The sequence below is a fragment of the Spirosoma sp. 209 genome (genome assembly GCF_002006735.1).
Taxonomy (GTDB): Bacteria; Bacteroidota; Bacteroidia; order Cytophagales; family Spirosomataceae; genus Spirosoma; species Spirosoma sordidisoli.
The window spans coordinates 99,531-122,264 of record NZ_MVEC01000004.1; the positions used below are offsets into that span (position 1 = coordinate 99,531).

The window sequence follows — 22,734 nt, forward strand, 5'->3', positions numbered from 1 at the left end:
AGGGCAGACCATTTGCTGACGATTACCTGCCAATTGTCTGAATATGCAACACTACGACGTCATTATTGTGGGCGGAGGGCCCTGCGGCCTGGCTGCCGGTATCGAAGCCGCTAAATCGGGACTGAGCCATCTGATTCTGGAAATGGGTAGCCTCACCGAGTCGATCCGCCAGTATCCGCGCCGGATGCGCTTCTTCTCAACAGCCGAAAATATCGAAATTGGCGGTCTGCCCTTTCCGATCTCGGGTGTCAAAGCAGGCCGCGACGAAGCCCTGCAGTACTACCGGAAAGCGGCTGCGTATTACAAGCTGAATACCAAACTGTTTCAGGAGGTTTGGGACGTACAGAAACAGGACGACCTGTTTACCGTGTCTACCACCACCGGCGATCAGTACCAGGCGCGTAAGGTGATCATGGCCACGGGCTATTTCACCCGCCCCCGCTGGCTAAACATCCCCGGCGAAACCCTGCCCCAGGTGTCGCACTATTACGACGAGCCCTTCAAGTATTCGTTTACGAACGTAGTCATTATTGGCGCGTCGAACTCCGCCGTTGAGGCTGCGCTCGAACTGTATCGACATGACGTGAACGTAACGGTCGTACACCGGGGCGAGGATTTCAGGAGTACGGTGAAGTACTGGCTGGTTCCCGATGTTAAAAACCGCGTTCGGGAAGGAAAAATCAAAACCGTTTTCGACTCCGTTGTTACCCAGATCGATGAGAAGAGCGTGACGGTGAACAACCTGAAAACCGGCGATGAAACGCAGATCCCGGCCGATTTTGTGTTTGTGCTGACGGGCTACATTCCCGATGCCGATCTGCTCCGCCGGTGCAGCATCGACCTCGACCCGGTTACGCAGGTGCCTGTCTTCAACCAGGAAACCTTCGAAACCAACGTACCGGGCCTGTACGTCTGCGGTACGGTACTGGCGGGCATTTATACCGAAAAAGTCTTTATCGAGAATGGGCGCGAACATGCTCAGGCGATCATCGACCACATTATGGGCCGCGAAGTACATAAGGTGGCGGAGCTGATTCAGCGTATCTAGGCTGAAGCAGGACTATTTCGGGGCAGAAGGTAGGCAGAGCGTCGATATACCGTGGCAGGAAAGTAGGATTCAGGTCCGGCGCGGCTTTCTGGTCGAGAGCCAACACACAGACAACCTTTCATGAAATCACTTTGCACGCTCCTGCTGCTGCTCATTGCCTTCTTCCCGGCTGACGCCCTGGCGCAATCGAAAAAAACGGGCAACCAAAAGGTCATCAGAACCCTGATCGTAGACGGGCAGAACAACCACGAGCAGTGGCCCAAGATTACGTTCATGATGAAACGCTACCTGGAAGAAACGGGTAAGTTTTCGGTCGATGTGAAGCGCACGTATTTTACCTGGAACGGTGCCGATCTGATCGACAAATACAAGGTAGACGGGGTCAGAAGCACCCAGGCCCTGGCGAAGCCCAAAGCCGATTCCAGCTTCCATCCCGACTTTTCAAAGTACGACCTGGTTGTCTGCAACTTTGGCTGGAACGCGGCCCCCTGGTCAGACGAGACGCAGGCCGATTTCGAGAAATTCATGAATAACGGGGGCGGGCTGGTCGTCATCCATGCGGCCGATAACTCGTTTCCGCTCTGGCCCGCTTACAACAAAATGATCGGCCTGGGCGGCTGGGGCGACCGGACCGAGAAAGATGGTCCCTACGTTTATTACGACCAGAACGGAAAACTGGTCAAAGACAGTCAGGCGGGCCGCGCCGGTTCGCACGGTGCGCAGAAGGAATTTATGATAACGGTTCGGGATACCCGGCATCCGATCACCAAAGGAATGCCGCTGAACTGGATGCACACGAAAGATGAGATGTATGACCGGCTGCGTGGCCCCGCCGAAAAAATGACGGTACTCGCTACGGCTTTCTCGCCCAAAGATAACCGCGGTACCGACCGGCACGAACCCATGCTGATGACCATTGAATACGGAAAAGGCCGCATTTTTCACACGCCCCTGGGCCACGTCGACTATTCGATCGAATGTGTTGGCTTTATTACCTGTCTGCAGCGCGGGGCGCAGTGGGCCGCCACGGGTAAAGTAGACATTCCGATCCCGCCCGATTTCCCAACGGAGAAAGCTACCAGCCAGCGCCCGTTTGTTGAGTAGGTTTAAGCGTACTGTCCGTGGGTAGCATTCATCCCGCCTGGCCGGGCCGCCTGCTTCTGTCATATTATCCGGTTTGCCTGTCAAGACCAGCCGCCATTAACGATCGTTGATGGCGGCTGGTTGCTTTATGGGGGGTGAGGTACCGGTAATTGACCGGGGTCTTTTCAGGCGCAGCTCCTCGCAAACCGCTGTTTTCACGTACCGAAAAGTAAATTAAAATATGTTACTGAAATTGTGAATATGTAATGCGTATGGCCTGATATAAGTCATTGGTGATTAAAAGTCGTAAATAAAAATTGCCCAACAATTTCGATAGTCACTCGTTCATGCAAATAGCCCATCCATAAACAAAAAAATATAATAAGTAAATAATCCCTTCTTAAAAAACAATTAAAATTCATAATATCGTGATCTGAATCTGTCCATCAGTCACCCAATCTGCCATTTGTGGTCCGTCGTAGATGCTACCAAATGAGCCTGCCGATTGAGCTGATGCCGGGAGCTGGCCTTTCTGAGCAGATGCTGTAGAAAGGCTATCTTTCCCGCTTAACTATACTCAACTTAAGATGATGCTGTACCGCTATCTGCTGATTTGTTTAGGTGTTCTGGTACCGCAGTGGGGATTTACACAGTCGGGCGGAGGGTGTCAGTGTGCCGTTACCATTACGCAGTCGGGTGCTTACGATAACAATGTACTGAACGTGCAGCCGGGCCAGACCGTCTGCGTGCAGGCGGGGCAGTACACCGGCCTGAGCTTCCGCAATTTTAAAGGAACAGCCGCCCAGCCCATTCGTTTCGTAAACTGTGGCGGGCAGGTCAGAACGGGAATAGAGACGGGGGGAGAAGCGCTGGGGTTCAGCAACAGCAGCTACTTCATCGTGAGCGGCTCCGGCGATCCGGCGGTTCAGTACGGGTTCCTGGCCAACAAGGTCAGAAGTGGCGCATCGGCAGTGGGAGTGAGCGGTACCAGCACCAATTACGAAGTGGAGCGGGTAGAAGTGGCTGGCTCGGGGTATGCCGGCTTTTTTATGAAGCTCGACCCCGGCTGCGACTCCATGACTTACCAGCCCAACTATACCGTCAGAACGGTAAAGATTCACGACAACTACATCCATGATACCCCCGGTACGGCCATGTTTCTGGGTAGTGGGCAGTCGGCTACCAACGGGGTGCTGATTACCTGCAACGGCGTGCAGAAACGGGTGTACCCGGTTCAGATCGAAGGCCTGGAGGTTTACAACAACCGAATCGAATACACTGGCGGGGCCGCCATGACGGTCAACAACGCGCCGGGAGCTTCTATCTATAACAACAGTATTCTATACACCAATCTGGGCGCTGTGCCGGCGGGCTGGCAGGCAGGAGGCTCATCGGCCTGCGGCTGCGACTATACCGTTACCAGAGCCGGGTCGTACAACAACCACCTGCTGCGGGTAGCGCCGGGGAAAACGGTTTGCCTGGCGGCAGGCGCCTACATGAACACCACCTTCACCAATTTTGTAGGTACCTCCGCCCAGCCAATTCGTTTCGTGAACTGCGGTGGGCCGGTGTCGTTCAGTTCGACCTCCAACGCGAGCTGTCTCCAGTTCTCGGGCAGTCGGTATTTTGTGCTGAGCGGCAGTGGTGATCCGGCCCATGCGTATGGCATCAGCCTGGCCAGCGCTACGGCGGCAGCGGCTCTGGGCATTGGGGGCATGAGCTCCGACTGTGAGGTAGACCACCTCGAAGTGGCCCAGTCGGGGTTTGCCGGTATGTCGATCAAAACCGACCCCAGCTGCGACTCCCTGACGTGGCAGGCTAACTTTACGATGTACAATGTCAACGTACACGATAACTACATCCACGACACCAAAGGCGAAGGGATCTACGCCGGTAACTCGTTTTTCGGCACCGGCATGACCATTTCCTGTAGCGGGGTGCAGAAGCAGGTTTACCCGCACCTGATCTACGGACTCGATATTCATCACAACCGGATTGAACGCACCGGCGCCGAAGGGCTGCAGTACAGCTGCGCGCCCGACGCGAAGATTCACCATAACGAGCTGACCGATACCGGTATTTCGCCGTTTGCCTACGGACAAAACAACGGCATCCAGATTGGCGGAGGAGCCGGGGGCGACTGCTACAGCAATACCATTCGGCGGGTAGCGGGCATGGGCATCATTGTGGTGGGGCATCTGGGTAACAACCGCGTTTTCAACAACGTGATCAGCCAGGTAGGGGGCGATGGCATCTTTTGCGACGAGCGGCCCGGGTCGCTGCCAGGTACGATCGTGCAGATTGTTAACAATACCATCAGCGGCTGCGTACGCGACGGCATCCGGCTCTACAACCAGGACAACATCAACACCATTGCCAACAACGCCATCACGAACTGGGGTAGCCAGGGGCGGGCGATCACCTTTGCGCAGGGTGCTACGGCCTCGGTAATGACCAATTTTACGGCGGTATCGTACGGAACGGCGGGCTATGCCGACGCGGCCAGCGACAATTTTCTGTTGATAGCCGGTTCTCCGCTGATCAACGCCGGTACCCACGCAGCCCAATGGGGCGTCGTAGCGGATCGGAACGACCAGCCCCGGCCGGCTGGCCATGCCTACGACATAGGCGCCTATGAATTCATACTGGCGGGGGGCAACGGAGCCCGGGCAGGTGCCGACTACGACCGGCCGCTGTTGCCCGATTCAGCGCCGGAGGGGGTGCTGGCGTATCCGTTGCCCTGCGTGGATAAACTAACCATTCAGCTGCGAACGGGGGATCTGATCAGCCGGGTAGCGGTTTATTCGGTTCAGGGTCAGCTTATGAACCAGACCGCAATGCCCGGTCAGCAGGATACGGTTACCCTGTCGACCGCTACCTGGCCCGCCGGTACGTACACCTACCAGGTTCAGGCCGGCGACCGCCTGATTCGGGGCCGGGTCGTTAAATTATAAACTACTCATTTACTGCTCGTTTAGGCCGAACTCCGTAGTCAGCGGCAGGCCCCGGACTATGCGGCTACCGGGCTACTTCCTTAAGTTGCTAAAACGAAATATTATTAACTTAGTATTTAGAATAAACAGATTTTTTTAAATTTACCTGCCCGTCGAGGTTTACAGATAGTTGTTAGCCCGTTTATAGTAATTTCTAACTAGAAAAAGCCGCTGTTATCGTCAGGCCGGTCGTGCCTGAGCGTCAGCGTTACTGAACGAACCCTTATGACTCCCCCTTCACTGCTTTTCAGGATAGCCAGTAAACTGGTGAGTCTGTACGTACGTATTCGCCATGCGGGCGTGCCGCCGGGCTATCGTTACTATTACCGGAATACCTATCTCTGCAAACTGGTACAGTTCAAGTACGTCGTTGCCGACTTTATCCGGCGCAAGCCCTACAAGGTGATTGGGTTCGATGGGGAGTTTGGGCCGGACCTGCAGTTTGCGCTGCCCCATGCGTACTGGCACTATAAAAACGGCACATTGAAAGCCACGCAGTCCACTAAATTCATGGGTGAGTTTTACTACTTCTCGCCCGAGCATACGGCCACGTTTGACCGGCGTACGACCGAGGGAAACTACAACTACGACCTGCCCCGCACCCTGTACAGCCACGATTATGACATGAGCAAGTGGACGCCCGTACCGCTGAAAGAAATCTACCGGAACGACGTATACGTCTACGAGAAACCGATTCTGATCATTGCCAACCGCTATAACCAGGAGTGGGACGGGCCGCCGGTCAGTTTTCTCAGCGTAGAGGTCATTGACTTCATTATCAGGTCGCTGAAAGATCGGTATACCATTATCTACAACCGGCCGAAACTGGCGCAGATCGTGATGGACAACAGCGATTTTCACGATCTGGGGGAGTTCGACTGGCTCCGGCGCGAACATCCGGAGGTGCTGCTGATGGAAGACCTGTTTCAGGCCAACCGCGGCAACGCCCGTAACTACAACCATTTTCAGCTCCAGCTTTACGCCAACGCCGAGCGGTTCATCTCCACCCATGGCGGCACGTCGGTGCTGGCCAGCTACTTTGGCGGCATCAACCTGATCCTGTCCAAGCAAGGACCCGAGCATCACTTCAACTGCTACCAGACGCTGTATCCGCAACTGTCGGGCGCTACCATCCTGCACGCCAAAACCGACGAGGAGGTGAAGCAGTATGTGCAGTCACACTTCGCCGGGGCTGGGCAGCCTGCTTCGGCGACCGCCCTGGTCAGCTAACCCCGGCCTATGAAAACAGACATCGTGTGCGTAGGTCTGGTCAGCTGGCCGGGCGATTATAACAAGTCGACGGTGCAGCTGATGAACGAACTGGCCAAAGACCACCGGCTGCTGTTTGTCAATTACGCGTTTACCATCAATGATGTGGTCAAGCACCTGCTGGGCCGGGCCAGGATACCGTTGCGGGCCGTACTGGGCCTGACCGACCGCCTGACAACCCGGACACCGGCTACCGGCGGAACGCTGCACGTACTGACGCTCCCCTGGACGTTACCCATCAACCGGCTGCCGCCCGGTGCTCTTTATACCGCCCTCCTGAACTGGAATGCCCGGCGTCAGGCCCGCTGTATCCGGCGGGCGCTCGATCGGCTGGGCTTCGGCAGGCCGCTGGTTATCAATGCCTTTCATCCGTCGCTGGGTGTGGCTATGGCTGGTTTGCTGAACGAACGGGCGCTGATCTACTACTGCTACGACGACATCCGGGCCGAAGCCTGGAGCCGGCAGCATGGCGAACGGCTTGAGAAGCAGTTTCTGCGCCGGGTCGATGCGGTCGTTACTACCTCGGCTGCGCTGGCGGTTGCCAAACGGGCGTACCAGCCCCGTACGTTTCTGGTCGAAAACGGGGTCGATTTCGATCAGTTTTACCAGCCCGACGTGCTGCGCCCAACCAGTAGAACCGTAAAAACCATTGGCTACATCGGTGCGCTCGACAACCGGATCGACTGGTCGCTGCTGGAGCGCTGCTTCACCCATTTTCCCCATGTTCAGTTCCTGCTGGTTGGTCGTATGCCCGACCCGGCGCTGGCGGCCTGGCTGCGTCAGTTCGAAAACGTACAGGCACCGGGGCCCCAGCCGCCTGCCGATTTACCGACCTGGGTCCGGCAGATGGACGTGGGCCTGATTCCGTTTGTCAGGAATGAGCAGACCCGGGCCATTTACCCCATGAAACTGAATGAATACCTCGCCACCGGCATCCCGGTTGTGGCTACGGATTTTACCGATCTGAGCCAGTTTGATGGGCTGATACAGGTAGCCCCAACGGCCGATGCCTTTATCGACGCGCTTCAGGAAAGCCTGTTGGATGAAAAGCCCGACGTTCGTTTGAAGCGGATCGAGATGGCCCGGTCCAACTCCTGGCAGCACCGGGGGCAGCAGTTTTCGGCCATCATCGACGAGGTACTTACCCGGTCATCGGCAGCCGAAACGCAGGCTGATGCCGTGTCGGGTCAGCCCGCTATGAGGTAGGCAACTAAACTAAGTATATATACTTATTGAATAGTAGTTAGGTATGTAGTTCGTAAAAGATAGCGTATGTGCTATATATTTAAACTGTTAGTTAACTTTGGAATCTATATAACTACTAAATGGCCTACTTTTGGCAAAGTAATTGTACGAACCGTTACTAATGAAATTGCTTCTCGTTGTCTGTTTGCTGACGATGACTCTGGGCCTGGTACCGTGCCCGAGGGTCTATGCTGCGGCTACTACTACGGATAGCCTGCAGTTTGATCTGGACAAAGATCTGGTCGATCAGCTGCTGCCGCTCGAACAGTTGTATCAGCTGGCCCTGCAAAACTCGCCGGTCATCCGCGAGCAGAAAGCCCTGCTCGACGTACAGGTAGAGGCCAACCGGCTGGTCAGGTCGTCGTTACTGAGCGGAGTCAGCGTATCGGGGGGCTACTCGACCGGCAACCAGTCGCTGCTGGCTACCGGCGGCAACGCGGCCACCGCCGAAAATATTCAGGTGTCGAACGGATACCGGGCGGGCGTGCAGGCCGGTATCTCGTTAGGGGCCCTGCTTGGCTACCGGGCCCGGAGCCGGCAGGAACAGGCCGCCTACCGATCGGCGGTGGCCAAGCAGGATGGCATCAAGCTGGGCCTGCGCCGGGAAATCAGTCAGCTGTACCAGACTATGCTGACCAACCAGAAGATTGTGAATGCTTACATCGAACTGGAGCAGAAATCGCTGATTGCGTACCAGACGGCCGAGATCGAGTGGCGCAAAGGGCGGCTGAACGTAGACGATTACGCCGGCGCCAGCACCCGCTATACCGAAACGCACATCAAGACGGAAATTGCGCGGGGTAATCTGATGAACAACCTGTATGAATTGAGCGCCCTGGTTGGCGTCGATATGGGTCAACTAAAAGCACGATAAGCTATGGCACTGACGATGGCCACCATTGTGCAGGTCGTTAAGCGATGGCTCCTCTGGTTATTGCTGTTTCCGGCGGTGCTGACGGCTTCCGTGGCCTACTTCACGCGCGATATGCCGCTGGAGTTCACCTCTACGGCTACGGTCTATACGGGTATCGCGTCGGGCTATTCGATCACCAGCTCCGAAAGCGACCGGATCGACAATACGGCCGTCAACAACGCCTTCGACAACCTCATGACGACCATCAAGTCGCGCGAGACGTTGTCGGACGTGGGGCTGCACCTGCTGGCTCATCACCTGGTTTTGCGGCAGCCCCGGCCCGATCAGCTCGGGGCCAACTCGTTCAAGGCGCTGAAAGCCCTGATGACGCCCAGTCTGAAAAAGGCCATCGTGCCGGGCAACGAGGAAGCGACCTACGAGCGGCTGCAGGCCATGCTGAAGCAACCCGAAGGAAATACGGTCAAGTCGTTGCTCTACCAGTCCGGAACGCCCTACGCGGTTGAGTCGATAATGGGCCGGATTACCAGCAGCCGCAAAGGCAACAGCGACATGCTCGACCTGTCCTGTAAAGGCACCGATCCGGCCATTTGCCAGCAAACGCTGCTGTACCTGATCGGGAGTTTCAAGCGACGCTATACCTCGTTCAAAACCTCCGAGACCGGCAGCGTAGTGGGCTACTTTGAAGACCAGACCCAGACTGCCCTCCGCAACCTGAAAGCGGCCGAAGACCGGCTTACCAAGTACAGCATCGACAACAAAATCATCAACTACGGCGAGCAGTCGAAGTACACGGCAGCGGCCAAGGAAGGCATCACTACGGAGTATTACCAGGAAAAGCGCAACCTCGAAACGGCCAATGCCGCCCTCGGCACCCTCAACCAGCGCATTACCAACCTGGGCTCGGTACTGGTCACCAACAAAGCCCTGAACGACAAACGGGCCGAGCTGGACAAGGCCCAGACCCAGCTCTCCAACGCCATGGTGTACGGCTACTCGAAAGAAGCCATCGACAAGCTGCGGGCCACCACCAACCGGGTGTCCGACGAGCTGAAAGGTATGGTAGCCCGGTATTACGACAGTACCCATACGCTCGAGTCGGTGCCGCAACAGGAACTGATGGGCAAATACCTCGACAACACCCTCGAAAATCGGGGTGCTACCGTTCGGCTCAAAACCATGCAGGACCGAATCAAGGAGTTTGATCAGGTCTACGATGTTATGGCTCCGCAAGGCTCGGCCATCGGGCGGTTTCAGCGCGAAATCAGCCTGGCCGAACGCGAGTATTTCGATGCGCTGCACAGCCTGAACCAGGCCCGGCTGCGGCAGAAAGATCTGGAGATGAGCGGGGCCATGACGGTGCTGGATGCGCCCTCGCTGCCCATGAAGCCCTTGCCATCGAGTCGGCGTATGCTGATCATTGCCGCCGGGCTGGGTGGGTTTGTCCTGATTCTGTCGATAGCCCTGGGGCAGGTGATGCTCAACAAGTCGATTGCGTCGCCCGAGCGGGTAGAGCCGCTGACCAGCATCCCGCTGGCGGCTGCGTTGCCTCTGCGTTTGCCCCGGCTGGAGAAATACGACCTCGACTTTGCCGAACATAGCATGCTGGAACAGTTGCGCAGCCGTATTCTGGTCGATATTCAGGAGGCCGGACTGGCCCGGCATTCGTATCACCTGATTCTGATCTTCAGCACCCGCCCCCAGCAGGGGAAAACGTGGGTGGGCAGCCGCATCAGCGACCTCTTTGCCGAATCGGGGAAGCGGGTGGCCTACCTGCGGGTCGACGAGCTGCTTAATCCGGCTACGTCGCAGGCCAAACTGATCGCGTATCCGCAGCTGACCAACCTGGCCGATGTTGACCGGCTGGCCGAGTTCATGGAGTCGACCCCCGAGCAGACCCTGTCCGATTACGACTATATTTTTCTGGAGCTGCCCGCCCTGCTCAACACGCCGATGCCCGTACAGCTGATCGGGCAGTGCGACATGTCGGTGCTGGTGGTGAGCGCCCGCACGTCCTGGAGCCAGGCCGATCAGGAGCTGGCTACGCTGTACCGGCGGGCGGCCTACAGCCCCGTGGTAGCGGTGCTGAACGACGTTGAACCCGACCGGCTCGAAACGCTGATGGGGCCGCTGGCCAAACGCAAACGCGAACTGGCCCGGAAGAAAGAAAAAAAGGTTCGCGATAAAGCGGCCGAACAGGCCGTCGTCAAACGGAGCTGACCCGCCCCGATTCAGCGCTTTACCCGTCATGCTACCCCTCCAGAACACAAACTCCCGAGCCCGCTACCTCGATACCCGGCCTGCGCTGCGTAGCCTGAGTTCGCTGCTGGCGTTGCTGCTGCTGGGGGCGGGGCTGGGCAAGGTGGTGGCCAAAGGCGGGGTGCCGCTGGCGCTGGCCATGGTAGCCGGTCCGCCGGCCCTCTATTACGTCATCTGTTGTTTCCGGCAGCCAAAACTGGGGCTGATCTCCAGTTTTTACTTCGGCTTCTTTCTGGGCGGGGTCAGCCGGTGGTCGCCGGTGGCGGTTCCGTTCGGGCTAACGGTCGACGGGCTGCTGACCATCTCGCTGCTGGGGATTCTGTTTACGGGGCGTAAAGCCGATACGGCCCGGCTGCACAACCCAATGACGTATGCGGTGCTGATGTGGCTGATCTATACGATTCTGCAGCTGGTCAACCCCGAGTCGCGCAGTGCCGAAGCCTGGTTCTACAGTGTGCGCGGCTTTTCGTTTTACTGGCTGCAGGTGCTGATCGTGGGGGTGGTCACCATATCGCGGATGGCCGATCTGAACCGGATTATCCGCATCTGGTCGGGCTGCTCGTTCGTGCTGGCCATCTGGTCGTTCGAGCAGCAGTACATCGGGCTGGTAGGGGCCGATAAGGTGTGGCTCGAAACGTTCGGCTATACGACCCACCTGCTGCAGGGCCAGCTCCGCAGCTTCTCCTTTGTGTCCGATGCGGGACAGTTCGGGGCGGTCATGGCCCATATCACGGTGTTTACCCTGATCCGAGGCCTGAACGAGCCGAAATGGTCGCGCAAAATCGGGCTGTTCATACTTGCCATGGTGTATTTCTGGGGGTTTGCAGTATCCGGAAGCCGTGGCCCTGTACTCGTGCTGGGCATGGGGTTTTCGGTGTATCTGCTGCTGAAAGGCAACGTGCCGCTGCTGGTAGCCGGTGGGTTGCTGCTGGTAGGCGCCTACGGACTGCTGAAGTTCACCCGGGTGGGGCAGAGCAATTACCAGATTCAGCGGATGCGCAGCTCGCTCGACCCCAACGACCCGTCGCTTCAGGTGCGGCTCAACAACCAGAAGACCTTCAAGATAATCATGCAGAACAAACCCTTCGGTGTAGGGCTGGGCATGACCGCTACCGGCGCTAAATACGGCGTTACGGGCGCGCTGACCGAGCTGGGCATCGATAGCTGGTATGTTCGTATCTGGCTCGAAACCGGCGTGGTGGGCCTCGTTATCTACCTGATTCCGGTGCTGCTCATGATCGTACTGGCGCTGATCAACATCCGTCGGCTGAAAGACCCGCGCCTGCGATCAACGATGGAAGCGCTACTGTGCGGCTACGTGGGCATAGTCGGCGCTTCGTACGGGAACCAGCTGCTGGGGCAGTTTCCTACCAACCTGGTCGTGTACCTGACCATGGTACTGCTGCTGGTAGCCCCGGTGCTCGATAAAGAAGCGACCGCAGCCGCTGCGCCGGCTCAACCCGCTGTCACGTAGCCCGCAGCCAGCCTGACAATGTCTTGTACCAAAACCTGATCCGATCGAAAACTTGTACCGACTATGATTATTTCAAAAATAACGAGCGGCCTGGGCAATCAGCTTTTCCAGTACGCGCTGGCCCGGCATCTGTCCCTGAAAAATAACACCCCGCTTTACTTCGATCTTGGGTTTTACGATATGAAAAACCCGAACAATACGGCGCGTCAGTTCAAGCTCGACCATTTTCATATTCACTACAAAACCATTGCCCGGAAAACGAGCATCTACCTGGCCAAAAGCACCAAACTACTACCCAACCGGAGCCTGCCGCCGGTGGTGAGCTGGATCCGGGAAAAGCAGCATCATTTCGATGAGTCGGTGCTGCGTAAACGGGCGGGCTGTACCATTTTGCAGGGCTACTGGCAGTCGGAGAAATACTTTCGGGATGTAGCCGCCACGCTGCGCCAGGACCTGGTCTTCAAAGAAGCGACATGCCCCGATTTTCTGCGTCAGAAACAGGCCGTGCTGGCCAGCAACCTGCCGGTATCGGTACACATCAGGCGGGGCGATTACGTACACCATCCCGAGTTCAGCCAGTCGTTCGGGTTTATCGGGATCGACTACTACAGAAACGCGATCGAGCAGATGAAAGCGGCCCATGGCGACTGCACGTTTTTTGTCTTCAGCGACGATACCGACTGGGTGAAAGAAAACATGCAGTTCATTCCCGACCCGTACTTCGTCGCCAACAAAGGCGCCGACAGCGACATATATGATCTGGAGCTGATGAGCTTATGCCGGCATAACATCATCGCCAATAGCTCCTACAGCTGGTGGGGGGCCTGGCTCAACAACAACACCGAAAAAACGGTCATTGCGCCCCGGGTATGGTACCGGAATAAGCCCGACTGGAACACCAAAGATCTGGTGCCCGAGAGCTGGGTAAAGCTCTGATCTGTTGCCACACCAGTTTTATCATTTGTTTCTATGAGTACGGTCAATAAAGCCATCAACGGAGGGAAGTGGATAACCAGCGCCACGGTTATCGCTACGGTATGTCAGTTTGCGCAGATTGCCGTTCTGGCGCGGCTGCTCGACCCGTCTGCGTTCGGGATTGTGAGCATCAGCACCATGATCGTCAATTTCTTTACCATATTCACCAACGTAGGCTTTTCCAACTCCATCATTTCGCGGCAGGAGAGTGACCGGAAGGTGCTCTCGACGCTTTACCTGCTGAATGTGTCGCTGGGCGCGCTCATGTTCGTGGTGATTTACTTCAGCTCGCCCCTGATTATCGCCTATTACAAAGAGCCCCGCCTGGAGAAGGTGATTCAGCTGTCGTCCTGCTATTTTCTGATCGTTTATGTCGGCCAGATTTATTCGTTCATTCTCCAGAAGGAGCTGAAGTTTAAGTCGGTGGCCCTCACCGATATCATTGGTACCGTAGTAGGCACGTCCGTCACCGTCTTTCTGGCCTATCAGGAGTATGAGGAGCTGTCGTTGATTTACGGCCAGCTATCGATGCAGCTCACCAAATCGGCCATTCAGGTTCAGCAGGGCTTCCGGTTTTTCAGGCCGCTGCTGTACATGAACCTGAAGTCGGCCCGCGAGCATCTGGTATACGGTATGTACAACATTGGGGATGGTCTGCTGGGCTTCATTCAGTTCAACTCCGACAATATCGTGATCGGTGGTTTGCTCGGGGTTAAAATCCTGGGGTATTACACCATTGCCTACCAGCTGGCTATTTATCCGGTTACCAAGCTCAACCCGATTATTCTGCAGATCGCGCACCCGCTGCTGGCGCGTATGAAAGAGAACAACGAGGAGCTGAAGCGGTCGTACCTGAAAATTCTCGACATCATCAGCTACTGCAACATGCCGCTGCTGGCGGGGCTGTTCATCACCGCCGATATCGTTATTCCGATCCTGTACGGCCCCGGCTGGGAAAGCTCCGTCGACCTGGTGCGTATTTTCGTGTTCCTGAGCTTTTTTTCGAGCATGAGCCATCCGCTGTTCATCCTGGTTTTTATCAAAGGAAAACCCAAGATCCTGTTCTATCTGAACCTGGTTACCCTGCTGATCAAAGTGCCGCTGTTGTATGGGCTGGGCTCGTACTGGGGCGTAACGGGTATTGCGCTGGCGTTTTTGCTGGCTACGTTCATCAATTACGTATTCAGCTTCCTGATTGCCCACCGGCTCATCGGCTCGTTCTACAAACCGTTCTTCGCCAATATCCGGCTGCCCGTCACCTTTTGCCTGGCGATGGTCTGCCTGATTCTGCTTTACAAAACCTTTATAGGCAATACGGGGCCGGTGAATGCGGCTATGCAGATTGCCATCGGCGGGGCGGTATACGGCGGCCTGACGCTTCTGTACAAGCTGTCGTTCCCCGAAATCATGGCCCTGCGCAAGGCACTTTAACCCGGACCAGACGGCAGGGCAGGGGCCATCGGCGGCCGGTCGATGAGTAGATACGGCTCGTTATCGCCTGATATAGTCGATTCCAATCCCTACTTGATGTATGAAATACGTATCGATTCTTCTGCTGAGCCTGTTCCTGACCGGCTCGGGACTGTTGGCGCAAACCCCTGTCTGGCGTGCCGAGAAGGCAAACGCCTGGTACCAGAAGCAGGGCTGGGTGCGGGGTGCCAACTTTCAGCCGAGTACGGCCATCAACCAGCTCGACATGTTTCAGGCCGCTACCTTCGACCCTAAAACCATCGATCGGGAGTTGGGCTGGGCCGAAGGGCTTGGCCTGAACGCTATGCGCGTATACCTGCACCACGTAGCCTGGACCAGTGATCAGGCGGGGTTCAAAAAACGCCTGGACCAGTACCTCCAGATTGCCAGCCGACATGGTATTAAAACCATTCTGGTCTTTTTCGACGACTGCTGGAACGACGAATACCGGCCCGGCAAACAGCCCGATCCAAAACCCGGTATTCACAACAGCGGCTGGGTACGCGACCCCGGCACCATGATTCATCAGCATCCCGACAGTCTGGCCATGCTGGAGCGGTACGTCAAAGACGTGATGACGACCTTCAAAAACGACGAGCGCGTATTGCTCTGGGACCTTTACAACGAACCGGGCAACAGTCAGTATTTCGACCGGAGCCTGCCCCTGCTGAAAGCCGTGTTTGGCTGGGCCAAAGCCGTTAACCCGTCGCAGCCCGTCAGCGCCGGGGTCTGGAGCTGGGGCGATAAGTTTACCGAGCTGAACAAATTCCAGCTGGAAAACTCGGACGTGATCACCTACCACCATTACGGCTACATCGACCGGCATCAGGAGTTGATCCGCGACCTGCGCCAATACAACCGACCGCTGATCTGTACCGAATACATGGCCCGGAAGAACGGCAGCCTGTTTCAGACGATCATGCCGATGCTGAAGCAGGAAAACGTAGGCGCTATCAACTGGGGCTTCGTGGCGGGTAAGACCAATACCATCTTTGCCTGGGGAACGCCCGTACCCAGCGGCAAAGAGCCGGAGTTATGGTTCCACGATATCTACCGTCCCGATGGCACCCCCTTCAGCCCCAACGAAATCAGCACAATCCGGGCGCTGACCGGCAAGCAATAAAACCCGGCCCGGGTTGTCAGAGCGGGTAGCCGCATTGGGTATCGGTAAAATCGACGGGCCGTCCGATGCATAGCTGGTATGTATCGGACGGCCCATGGTGTTCGCTCAGGCGGTTTTTTCTACCTGCTACCGACGCTGGCTACCGACGCTACGCTGTGAAGGCCCTGACGGGCCTTGTTGATCATCATCATGCTCTCCGCTGACATCTACCGACGCTGCGCTGTATAGGCCCTGACGGGCCTTGTTGATCGTCATTATGCTATCCGTTGACATCTACCGACGCTGCGCTGTGTAGGCCCTGACGGGCCTTGTTGATCGTAATGCACGTTAGCTTCCGCCTGATCCATTGGTTACCGGTTCCTACCGACATCTACCCACGCTTCGAAGGCCCTGACGGGTCATCCCATGCCGTTCCCCATCCTATTCCCTAACCACCGACCCAATACCTCCCCAGCCTGCATATAGGCCCGTGAGGGCCTTCACAGCGCAGCATCGGTAGCAGTCGGCGGGTTCCACCAATCTATACCACCCAACACCTCCCCAGCCTGCATATAGGCCCGTGAGGGCCTTCACAGCGCAGCGTCGGTAGCAGTCAGCCATTCCCCGTTTAATCTATACAACCCAATACCTTCCCGGCCTGCATATAGGCCCGTCAGGGCCTATACAGCGCAGCGTCGGTAGCCAGCGTCGGTAGATGTCGGTAGCACCCGGTAGCAACCAACCGTCACCTGCTCGGTACCGGTTAAAGCGAATAATACGTGAGGGCGTCGGCTTTTTTGGGAATGGCTTCGTAGCTGGCCATCGTCTTGAGGTTGATCTCGATGGTGTTGGCAATGGTCGTTACGGGCGTATCGGTCGGGCGGCCTTCAAACGGATCCTGAAGCTGGATGGCGCTCTTTTCGATCAGGATAAACGCCGAGCCGATCAGCGTAACCAGCGGCACATCGAGGTAATACATATCGGCGTCGAAACAAAAGGGCAATACGGCCGCGAAGAGGTAGATAAATACCTGCATGTGGAAGGTATAGGTACGCGGGAAAACCGTATTCTTGATCCGTTCGCAGCGGCCCATCGAGTCGGTAAATTTGGTAAGCGTATCGCTGAGCTGCACCATCTGGTAATCCGTCAGCTGGCCCTCGGCGTAAAGGCGCCGGATCGACTCGCCATGGGCCAGTAACAGGGCGTTCGGCTTGTTATCGGACTCCATGATGCGTTTGGTAGCGGCCGGGCTGAGGAAGTTGGTCAGATGATCGGGAATGATGTGGCCCCGCAGCGCATCGCCCAGCACATAACACCACGCACAATGGCGGTTGACGAAGCTACGGACCAGATCGTGTCGGTCGGGACCGTCGGGCAGGTACATGATCAGCTGCCGGATAAAGCTTCGGCTATCGTTGACAATGGCGCCCCAGGCAATGCGGGCTTCCCACCACCGATCGTACGACTGGTTGGTTCGGAACGCCAGCAACAGCGAAATGCAGGTACCCAGCAGGGTTGGTATGGCAATCGGTATCGTCAGCGTCCACAGACCAAGGGAGAATTTGACCAGTACCACTACATTGGCAAACAGAAAAACGAGCAGGGCCTCCCGGCGTATTTCACGCACAAAGAATAACAAAGGAATCCGGCGATTCAGCAGCATAATTTACGTTTCGTTGAGTAAGTAAAGTCAAATCCGGACCAAGCCTAACCGGAACCGGCTGCTGGCCCGGTACCGAGGCTGTTGACTCCCGTCCTGTCGGAGCGCGGAACAACAGCATTGGTAAGAAATGATTAGACCGTGCCGGTACCCGTATAAACCACCCGAACTGCGGATTTGATTAGAGAATCTGACGCGACGGGATCGGGCAACGGCTATACATACGCTCGGACAAACAGCGTTGGATGTATCGGATAACGCCGGTACCGAATGGGTTTCTAATAATGCGCGGAGCGCATCCTATTCCAGCTTTGCCGTCGGGCTGAAGGGAAAATGATTATCTGCCAGTGCCCCAGAGAGCAAGTGCCAGCAAGCATGGTTCGTTATGAATCGAGCGGCAAACCAACCTGGCGTATCTAGCAAAGGCCAACAAAAAAGGGTTACCATCATTGCTGACGTAACCCTTTTCTTTGTGGGAGTTGACGGGTTCGAACCGCCGACCCTCTGCTTGTAAGGCAGATGCTCTGAACCAGCTGAGCTAAACTCCCTTTTCTTTCCCGCCCGTTGTTGTCGTTTGGGAGTGCAAATATAGCAGGCTGCTAATTGGTTTTGCAAGCGATGACTCAAAAAAAGTTGAAAAAAATAGGCCCTCCCGGGCGCAGGAGCCGCTAAAAGGCTGAAAATAAGCCGGGCAGGCCGGTGAAAAAGTAGTCTGCCCAGCCGACCGCGGACCCGGAAAGGTTGTTCCGTAGGATGAGCCTTCTCGTAGGCCGGGGCTACTGGTGTAGGGTAGCTGTGGCATGGGTAGGTATGCTGAACGGCGAGTCAATGACTCCGTCCTTAACGTTAGCTAAGGCCGTTGTACGTACATCGCGGTACCTCCTATATGGTGAAACCAATCGACTACCAGCAATGGCTCGACTATTTCCAGGCGTTCCGGCGTTACTGGTGGCATGCGGTGGTGCTGCCTACCGGTCGCTAGGGGCCTTCTACTCAAAGTTCAGGTAGAGGGTAACGCTGTGGGTGGTAAGCCGGTTGATGCCCAGGCTGGCCGCGTTGGTGCCGGGCCGGTAGAGGTTCAGCAGACCGTGGGAGAACCGCAGCTCGGGGGCCAGCTTGAAAAACTCGAAAAACTGCTCGAACCCAACCCCGTACTCCACCGCCAGGTCCATGGTGTTGGTGCTTAGCCGGCTCGCGCCCTGATTTTCCCGCCGACGTACGTTCGTTTCAACGCTGAACGCGCCCCCGGCCAGCAGGTACATGCGGCTGTTGTTGCGCCGTTCCGATTTGTATTTGAGCAGCAGCGGAAAATCGAGCCAGGTCGACTCGCGGGTTTCGGTGCGGGAGGTGCCGCCGGGATAATCGTACTTGACTTCGCGGCTGAACAGCGATACGGAAGGCGTCAGGCGCAGATCCCACCGGTCGTCGAGAAAGGTGTTGACCACAAACCCGACCCGGAAACTGCCGGTGTTGGGCGAATAGATCCGATAAGCCGAGTCCGACGTAACGAAGGCCGGGCTGTATCCTACGCTGAACCGGGTAACGGGCGCTGCGAAGAAAAAACCGTAGTGGATGGTTTTATCGTCGTAGCGCTCGAGGTGCTTGCGTACGTATTTGTAGCCCTGGGCGTGGGCCGACAGGCAGCAGGAACTAAGCAGCAGACAAACAATCAGCGCTTGTGGCCAATGTAAATTGATGCGACGCCGAACGTAAGCGGTATCCATTTCGTGTTGGTAAAACCGGCGGCTTCGTAGATACGCAGAAAGTCAGGACCGTCGGGAAACGCCTGCACCGATTCGGGCAGGTACGTATAGGCCGACGCGTCTTTGCTCACCGCGCGCCCGATGAGCGGCAGGATGGTTCGGGAGTAAAAACCGTAGAGTTGCTTGAACGGAAACTGGCGCGGGTTCGAGAACTCCAGCACAACGCACACCCCACCCGAACGGGTAACGCGGTACATGTCGGTCAGGCCTTTCAGCAGATTCTCGAAGTTACGCACACCAAATGCAACGATGACAGCATCGAAATCATTGTCTGGCAGCGGCAAACCTTCTGAATCGCCCGACCGCATCTCGATAATATGATCGACACCCCGCTTCCGCATTTTGTCGCGCCCTACCGACAGCATACCCTCCGAAATATCCATGCCCACGATTGTCTCGGGCTTCAGCGCCAGCGCTTCGAGGGCAAAATCGCCCGTGCCGGTTGCGATGTCGAGGATGCGTTTGGGCGGCTGGGAAGAGGCTTTCCGGAGTTCGCGGATGGCTCGTTTGCGCCACAGGATGTCGATACCACCACTCAGCACGTGGTTGAGCAGATCGTATTTGGGCGAGATGCTGTCAAACATCTCAGCCACCTGGTCGCGCTTGGAGGTGTCTTTGTCTTTGTAGGGTACAACGGCCATTGGCGTCAGTGAGCGAAAGTGTGTATGAACGAAAGGGCGAATCGCGTCCGGCTTTTTCGCTTTCTGACAAACCGGGCGTTTGAGCGGAAAGTTTCGTGCCATCGGTTCGGGATTGCGTTTCCGCGCGGTTCTGCGTAGCTTTCCCATTGACTATACAACCAGAACACATGAATCTCTTTCTGCTTCCCCTTGTCTCTTTCCTGGTTTACCTCGCCCCACCCGACAAAAATGTGCACCGGATTCACCAGCGGGTGCTGACGCTCGACACCCATGCCGATGCGCCCATTATGATGCAGAAAGCAGGCTTCGACGTGGGCCAGCGCCACAACACCAAAGGCAGCGGCTCCCAGATCGACTTTCCCCGCATGAAAGAAGGCAATATGGATGCCATGTTTTTTGCGGTCTATACCTCGCAGGGACCCCGCACGCCCGAAGGCCATGCCGAAGCCAAACGAAACGCCCTCAACCAGTTTGACCTGATCCATCAGGCGCTGAAAAAATACCCGGACCTGGCCGAGCTGGCTACCACGCCCGAAGACGCCTACCGCATCGAGAAAGCGGGCAAACGCGCCGTGTTCATCGGTATGGAAAACGGCTACCCGGTCGGGCAGGACCTGTCGCTGCTGAAAACCTATTACGACCTGGGGTGCCGCTACATGACGCTGACCCACTTTGCCAACAACCTCATCGGCGACTCGTCTACCGATCCGGACGGGCCGATGTACGGCGGGCTGAGCGAGTTTGGCAAGAAGGTGGTGCCCGAAATGAACCGGCTCGGCATCCTGATCGATGTCTCGCACGTGGCCGACAGTACGTTTTATGATGTGCTCGAACTATCGAAAGCGCCCGTCATTGCGTCGCACTCCAACAGCCGGGCTCTCTGCGATTTTCCGCGCAACATGACTGACGAGATGATTAAGGCCATTGCGGCCAAAGGCGGGGTGGTGCAGGTCAACTTCGTGAGCGATTACCTGAAAAAACCGTCGGAAGCGCACCGGGCGGCCAAGACCAAAATCCGGATGGCGCGCGTAGGCAAGGTCGTTACGCCCGAGATGGAAGCCCGAATGACGGCCCTGAGCGATTCGGTAGCGAAAGCCTACGCGTCGGAGCGGGCGAGCCTGGCCGATATTGTCGATCATATCGATCACATTGTCAAACTGGTTGGCATCGATCACGTGGGGATCGGCTCCGACTTCGACGGGGGCGGGGGCGTTAACGGACTGGAAGACGTCAGCCAGATCGAAAACCTGACCGCCGAGCTGGTACGCCGGAACTACTCCGAGACAGACATCGCCAAAATCTGGGGGGGTAACCTGCTGCGCGTCCTGGGCCAGGCAAAGGTCAGGTAAGGCTGGCAGCTCCGCTCCATTAAAAAAACCGCAGCATCTGTCGATACTGCGGTTTTTTGTGGGCCAGCCAGGACTCGAACCTGGGACTTACTGATTATGAGTCAGGCACTCTAACCAACTGAGTTACAAGCCCGTTGCTGGTCAATTGCTTGACGTCAGCGATGCAAATTTAAGCATTTTTAGGCAGAATAGCAGCGATGGGCCGGATTTTCGGTGATCCGTTGCTAAAAAATCGGCTAAATCCTGTGCATCTGTCTACTACTTTTGCCGCATGGCAGCGCCCAACAAGAAAAAAATCCTGAACGACCCCGTTTACGGATTCATCACCATACCGACTGAACTGCTGTTCGACCTGGTCGAGCATCCGTATTTTCAGCGGCTTCGGCGTATCAAGCAGTTAGGCCTGTCGGAGTATGTATATCCGGGGGCGCTGCATACGCGCTTCCATCACGCGCTGGGGGCCATGCACCTGATGGGGCAGGCCATGCAGACCCTGCAAAGCAAAGGACACCGCATCAGCGATGCCGAGTGCGAAGCCGCCCAGATCGGTATTCTGCTCCACGACATCGGGCACGGGCCGTTTTCCCACGTGCTCGAATGCTGTTTGCTCGATAACGTGCCGCACGAAGAAATCTCGCTGCTGCTCATGCATGATCTGAACGAGCAGATGGGCGGGCGGCTGTCGCTGGCGATCCGGATGTTTGAAGGCACCTACGAACGGCCTTTCTTTCACCAGCTCATGTCGAGCCAGCTCGATATGGACCGGATGGATTACCTTAACCGCGATGGCTACTATACGGGCGTGGCCGAAGGGGCCATCGGCGCCGAGCGCATCATCAAGATGCTCGACCTGGCCGACGATACGCTGGTTGTAGAGGCCAAAGGAATTCTGAGCGTCGAAAACTTCCTCAACGCCCGGCGGCTGATGTACTGGCAGGTGTATCTGCACAAAACGTCGATCTGCTGCGAGTCGATGCTGGTCCAGATCCTGCGCCGGGCGCGGTTCCTGGCCCGGCAGGGCGCGGCTATCTACGCCCCCGACACGTTCCGGCTGTTTCTGGCCAACAGCATCTCGCTCGCCGAATTCCGGACCGACCGCACTTACCTGAATGCCTTTACCCGGCTCGACGATTATGATGTCTGGTCGTGCGTCAAGCAGTGGGCTACCCACGACGACTGGGTGCTGGCAACCCTCTGCCAGATGCTGCTCGACCGCCGTCTGTTCAAAATCCTGCTGTCGACGGAGCCGTTTGCGGGGGCGCTGCTGACCGAGATCGAAGGCCAGCTGCGCGAGCTGGGCCTGTCTGACGATGCGCTGTCGTACTTCCTGGTAGAGGGTCAGGCCACCAATGCCGCCTACATGCCGTCTGAGGAACGGATTAGTATAAAACTGAAATCGGGCCAGGTAATCGACATAGCCGATGCATCCGATTTGTCGAATATTCAGGTGCTGACCAATATTGTTCGGCGGTATTACGTTTGCTGGGCACGGAATCTGGCGCTCAACGAGGTTGAGAAGTAAGCGCCCGGCT

General features: G+C 56.6%; 16 protein-coding genes and 2 tRNA genes. 13 read left to right on the plus strand and 5 right to left on the minus strand.

What is annotated here, in order from left to right; genetic code table 11:
* Window positions 1-43 precede the first annotated feature (43 nt).
* From B1C80_RS08225 to B1C80_RS08275, 11 genes are all read left to right on the plus strand, one after another.
* Window positions 44-1,048, plus strand: coding sequence for a YpdA family putative bacillithiol disulfide reductase (locus tag B1C80_RS08225; RefSeq protein ID WP_077920603.1), 1,005 nt, complete (start codon window positions 44-46; stop codon window positions 1,046-1,048).
* Window positions 1,049-1,168: 120 nt separating this feature from the next.
* Entirely contained in the window at window positions 1,169-2,152 is a 984-nt protein-coding gene (locus B1C80_RS08230) for a ThuA domain-containing protein (protein WP_077920604.1), read from the plus strand.
* 566 nt (window positions 2,153-2,718) lie between these two features.
* Window positions 2,719-5,085, plus strand: coding sequence for a right-handed parallel beta-helix repeat-containing protein (locus B1C80_RS08235; protein ID WP_077920605.1), 2,367 nt, complete (start codon window positions 2,719-2,721; stop codon window positions 5,083-5,085).
* A gap of 264 nt (window positions 5,086-5,349) precedes the next feature.
* Window positions 5,350-6,354, plus strand: coding sequence for a hypothetical protein (locus tag B1C80_RS08240; protein ID WP_236648684.1), 1,005 nt, complete (start codon window positions 5,350-5,352; stop codon window positions 6,352-6,354).
* A gap of 9 nt (window positions 6,355-6,363) precedes the next feature.
* Window positions 6,364-7,599: a glycosyltransferase gene (locus B1C80_RS08245; RefSeq protein ID WP_077920606.1), complete on the plus strand. Its 1,236-nt coding sequence runs from the start codon at window positions 6,364-6,366 to the stop codon at window positions 7,597-7,599.
* 160 nt (window positions 7,600-7,759) lie between these two features.
* A complete protein-coding gene (locus B1C80_RS08250; protein WP_077920607.1) occupies window positions 7,760-8,512 on the plus strand; it encodes a TolC family protein in 753 nt (250 codons plus the stop codon).
* Between the two features lie 3 nt (window positions 8,513-8,515).
* On the plus strand, window positions 8,516-10,729 hold the full coding sequence (locus B1C80_RS08255; protein ID WP_077920608.1) for a hypothetical protein: 2,214 nt from the start codon (window positions 8,516-8,518) through the stop codon (window positions 10,727-10,729).
* A gap of 28 nt (window positions 10,730-10,757) precedes the next feature.
* On the plus strand, window positions 10,758-12,242 hold the full coding sequence (locus B1C80_RS08260; RefSeq protein WP_077920609.1) for an O-antigen ligase: 1,485 nt from the start codon (window positions 10,758-10,760) through the stop codon (window positions 12,240-12,242).
* 63 nt (window positions 12,243-12,305) lie between these two features.
* Window positions 12,306-13,178, plus strand: coding sequence for an alpha-1,2-fucosyltransferase (locus tag B1C80_RS08265; RefSeq protein ID WP_077920610.1), 873 nt, complete (start codon window positions 12,306-12,308; stop codon window positions 13,176-13,178).
* Window positions 13,179-13,211: 33 nt separating this feature from the next.
* The gene (locus tag B1C80_RS08270) at window positions 13,212-14,648 is read left to right on the plus strand and encodes an MOP flippase family protein (RefSeq protein ID WP_077920611.1); all 1,437 of its coding nucleotides are present in this window, start codon (window positions 13,212-13,214) and stop codon (window positions 14,646-14,648) included.
* A gap of 100 nt (window positions 14,649-14,748) precedes the next feature.
* Complete coding sequence (locus B1C80_RS08275) at window positions 14,749-15,810, plus strand: glycoside hydrolase family 2 TIM barrel-domain containing protein (RefSeq protein ID WP_077920612.1); 1,062 nt, start codon at window positions 14,749-14,751, stop codon at window positions 15,808-15,810.
* 742 nt (window positions 15,811-16,552) lie between these two features.
* Here the strand turns inward: B1C80_RS08275 and B1C80_RS08280 are convergent.
* The 4 genes from B1C80_RS08280 to ubiE form a co-directional block, all read right to left on the minus strand.
* Window positions 16,553-17,452 (minus strand): bestrophin family protein, encoded by a 900-nt coding sequence (locus tag B1C80_RS08280; RefSeq protein WP_077920613.1) that lies wholly within the window; start codon window positions 17,450-17,452, stop codon window positions 16,553-16,555.
* Between the two features lie 470 nt (window positions 17,453-17,922).
* Window positions 17,923-17,997 (minus strand) — tRNA-Val (locus B1C80_RS08285).
* Window positions 17,998-18,438: 441 nt separating this feature from the next.
* Window positions 18,439-19,173, minus strand: a complete 735-nt coding sequence (locus B1C80_RS08290; protein WP_077920614.1) for a porin family protein — start codon at window positions 19,171-19,173, stop codon at window positions 18,439-18,441.
* The gene (gene ubiE, locus B1C80_RS08295; protein WP_077920897.1) at window positions 19,119-19,853 is read right to left on the minus strand and encodes a bifunctional demethylmenaquinone methyltransferase/2-methoxy-6-polyprenyl-1,4-benzoquinol methylase UbiE; all 735 of its coding nucleotides are present in this window, start codon (window positions 19,851-19,853) and stop codon (window positions 19,119-19,121) included. The genes B1C80_RS08290 and ubiE overlap by 55 nt, the downstream gene beginning before the upstream one ends.
* Before the next feature lie 167 nt (window positions 19,854-20,020).
* Here ubiE and B1C80_RS08300 point away from each other — a divergent pair, with 167 nt between their 5' ends.
* Window positions 20,021-21,202, plus strand: coding sequence for a dipeptidase (locus tag B1C80_RS08300; RefSeq protein ID WP_077920615.1), 1,182 nt, complete (start codon window positions 20,021-20,023; stop codon window positions 21,200-21,202).
* A 59-nt stretch (window positions 21,203-21,261) separates the two neighbouring features.
* On the opposite strand, the gene B1C80_RS08305 is transcribed toward B1C80_RS08300, so the two are convergent.
* A tRNA-Ile gene (locus tag B1C80_RS08305) sits at window positions 21,262-21,335 on the minus strand.
* Window positions 21,336-21,473: 138 nt separating this feature from the next.
* Between B1C80_RS08305 and B1C80_RS08310 the strand changes: the two genes are divergently transcribed.
* Window positions 21,474-22,724: an HD domain-containing protein gene (locus B1C80_RS08310; RefSeq protein WP_077920616.1), complete on the plus strand. Its 1,251-nt coding sequence runs from the start codon at window positions 21,474-21,476 to the stop codon at window positions 22,722-22,724.
* Window positions 22,725-22,734: the final 10 nt, after the last annotated feature.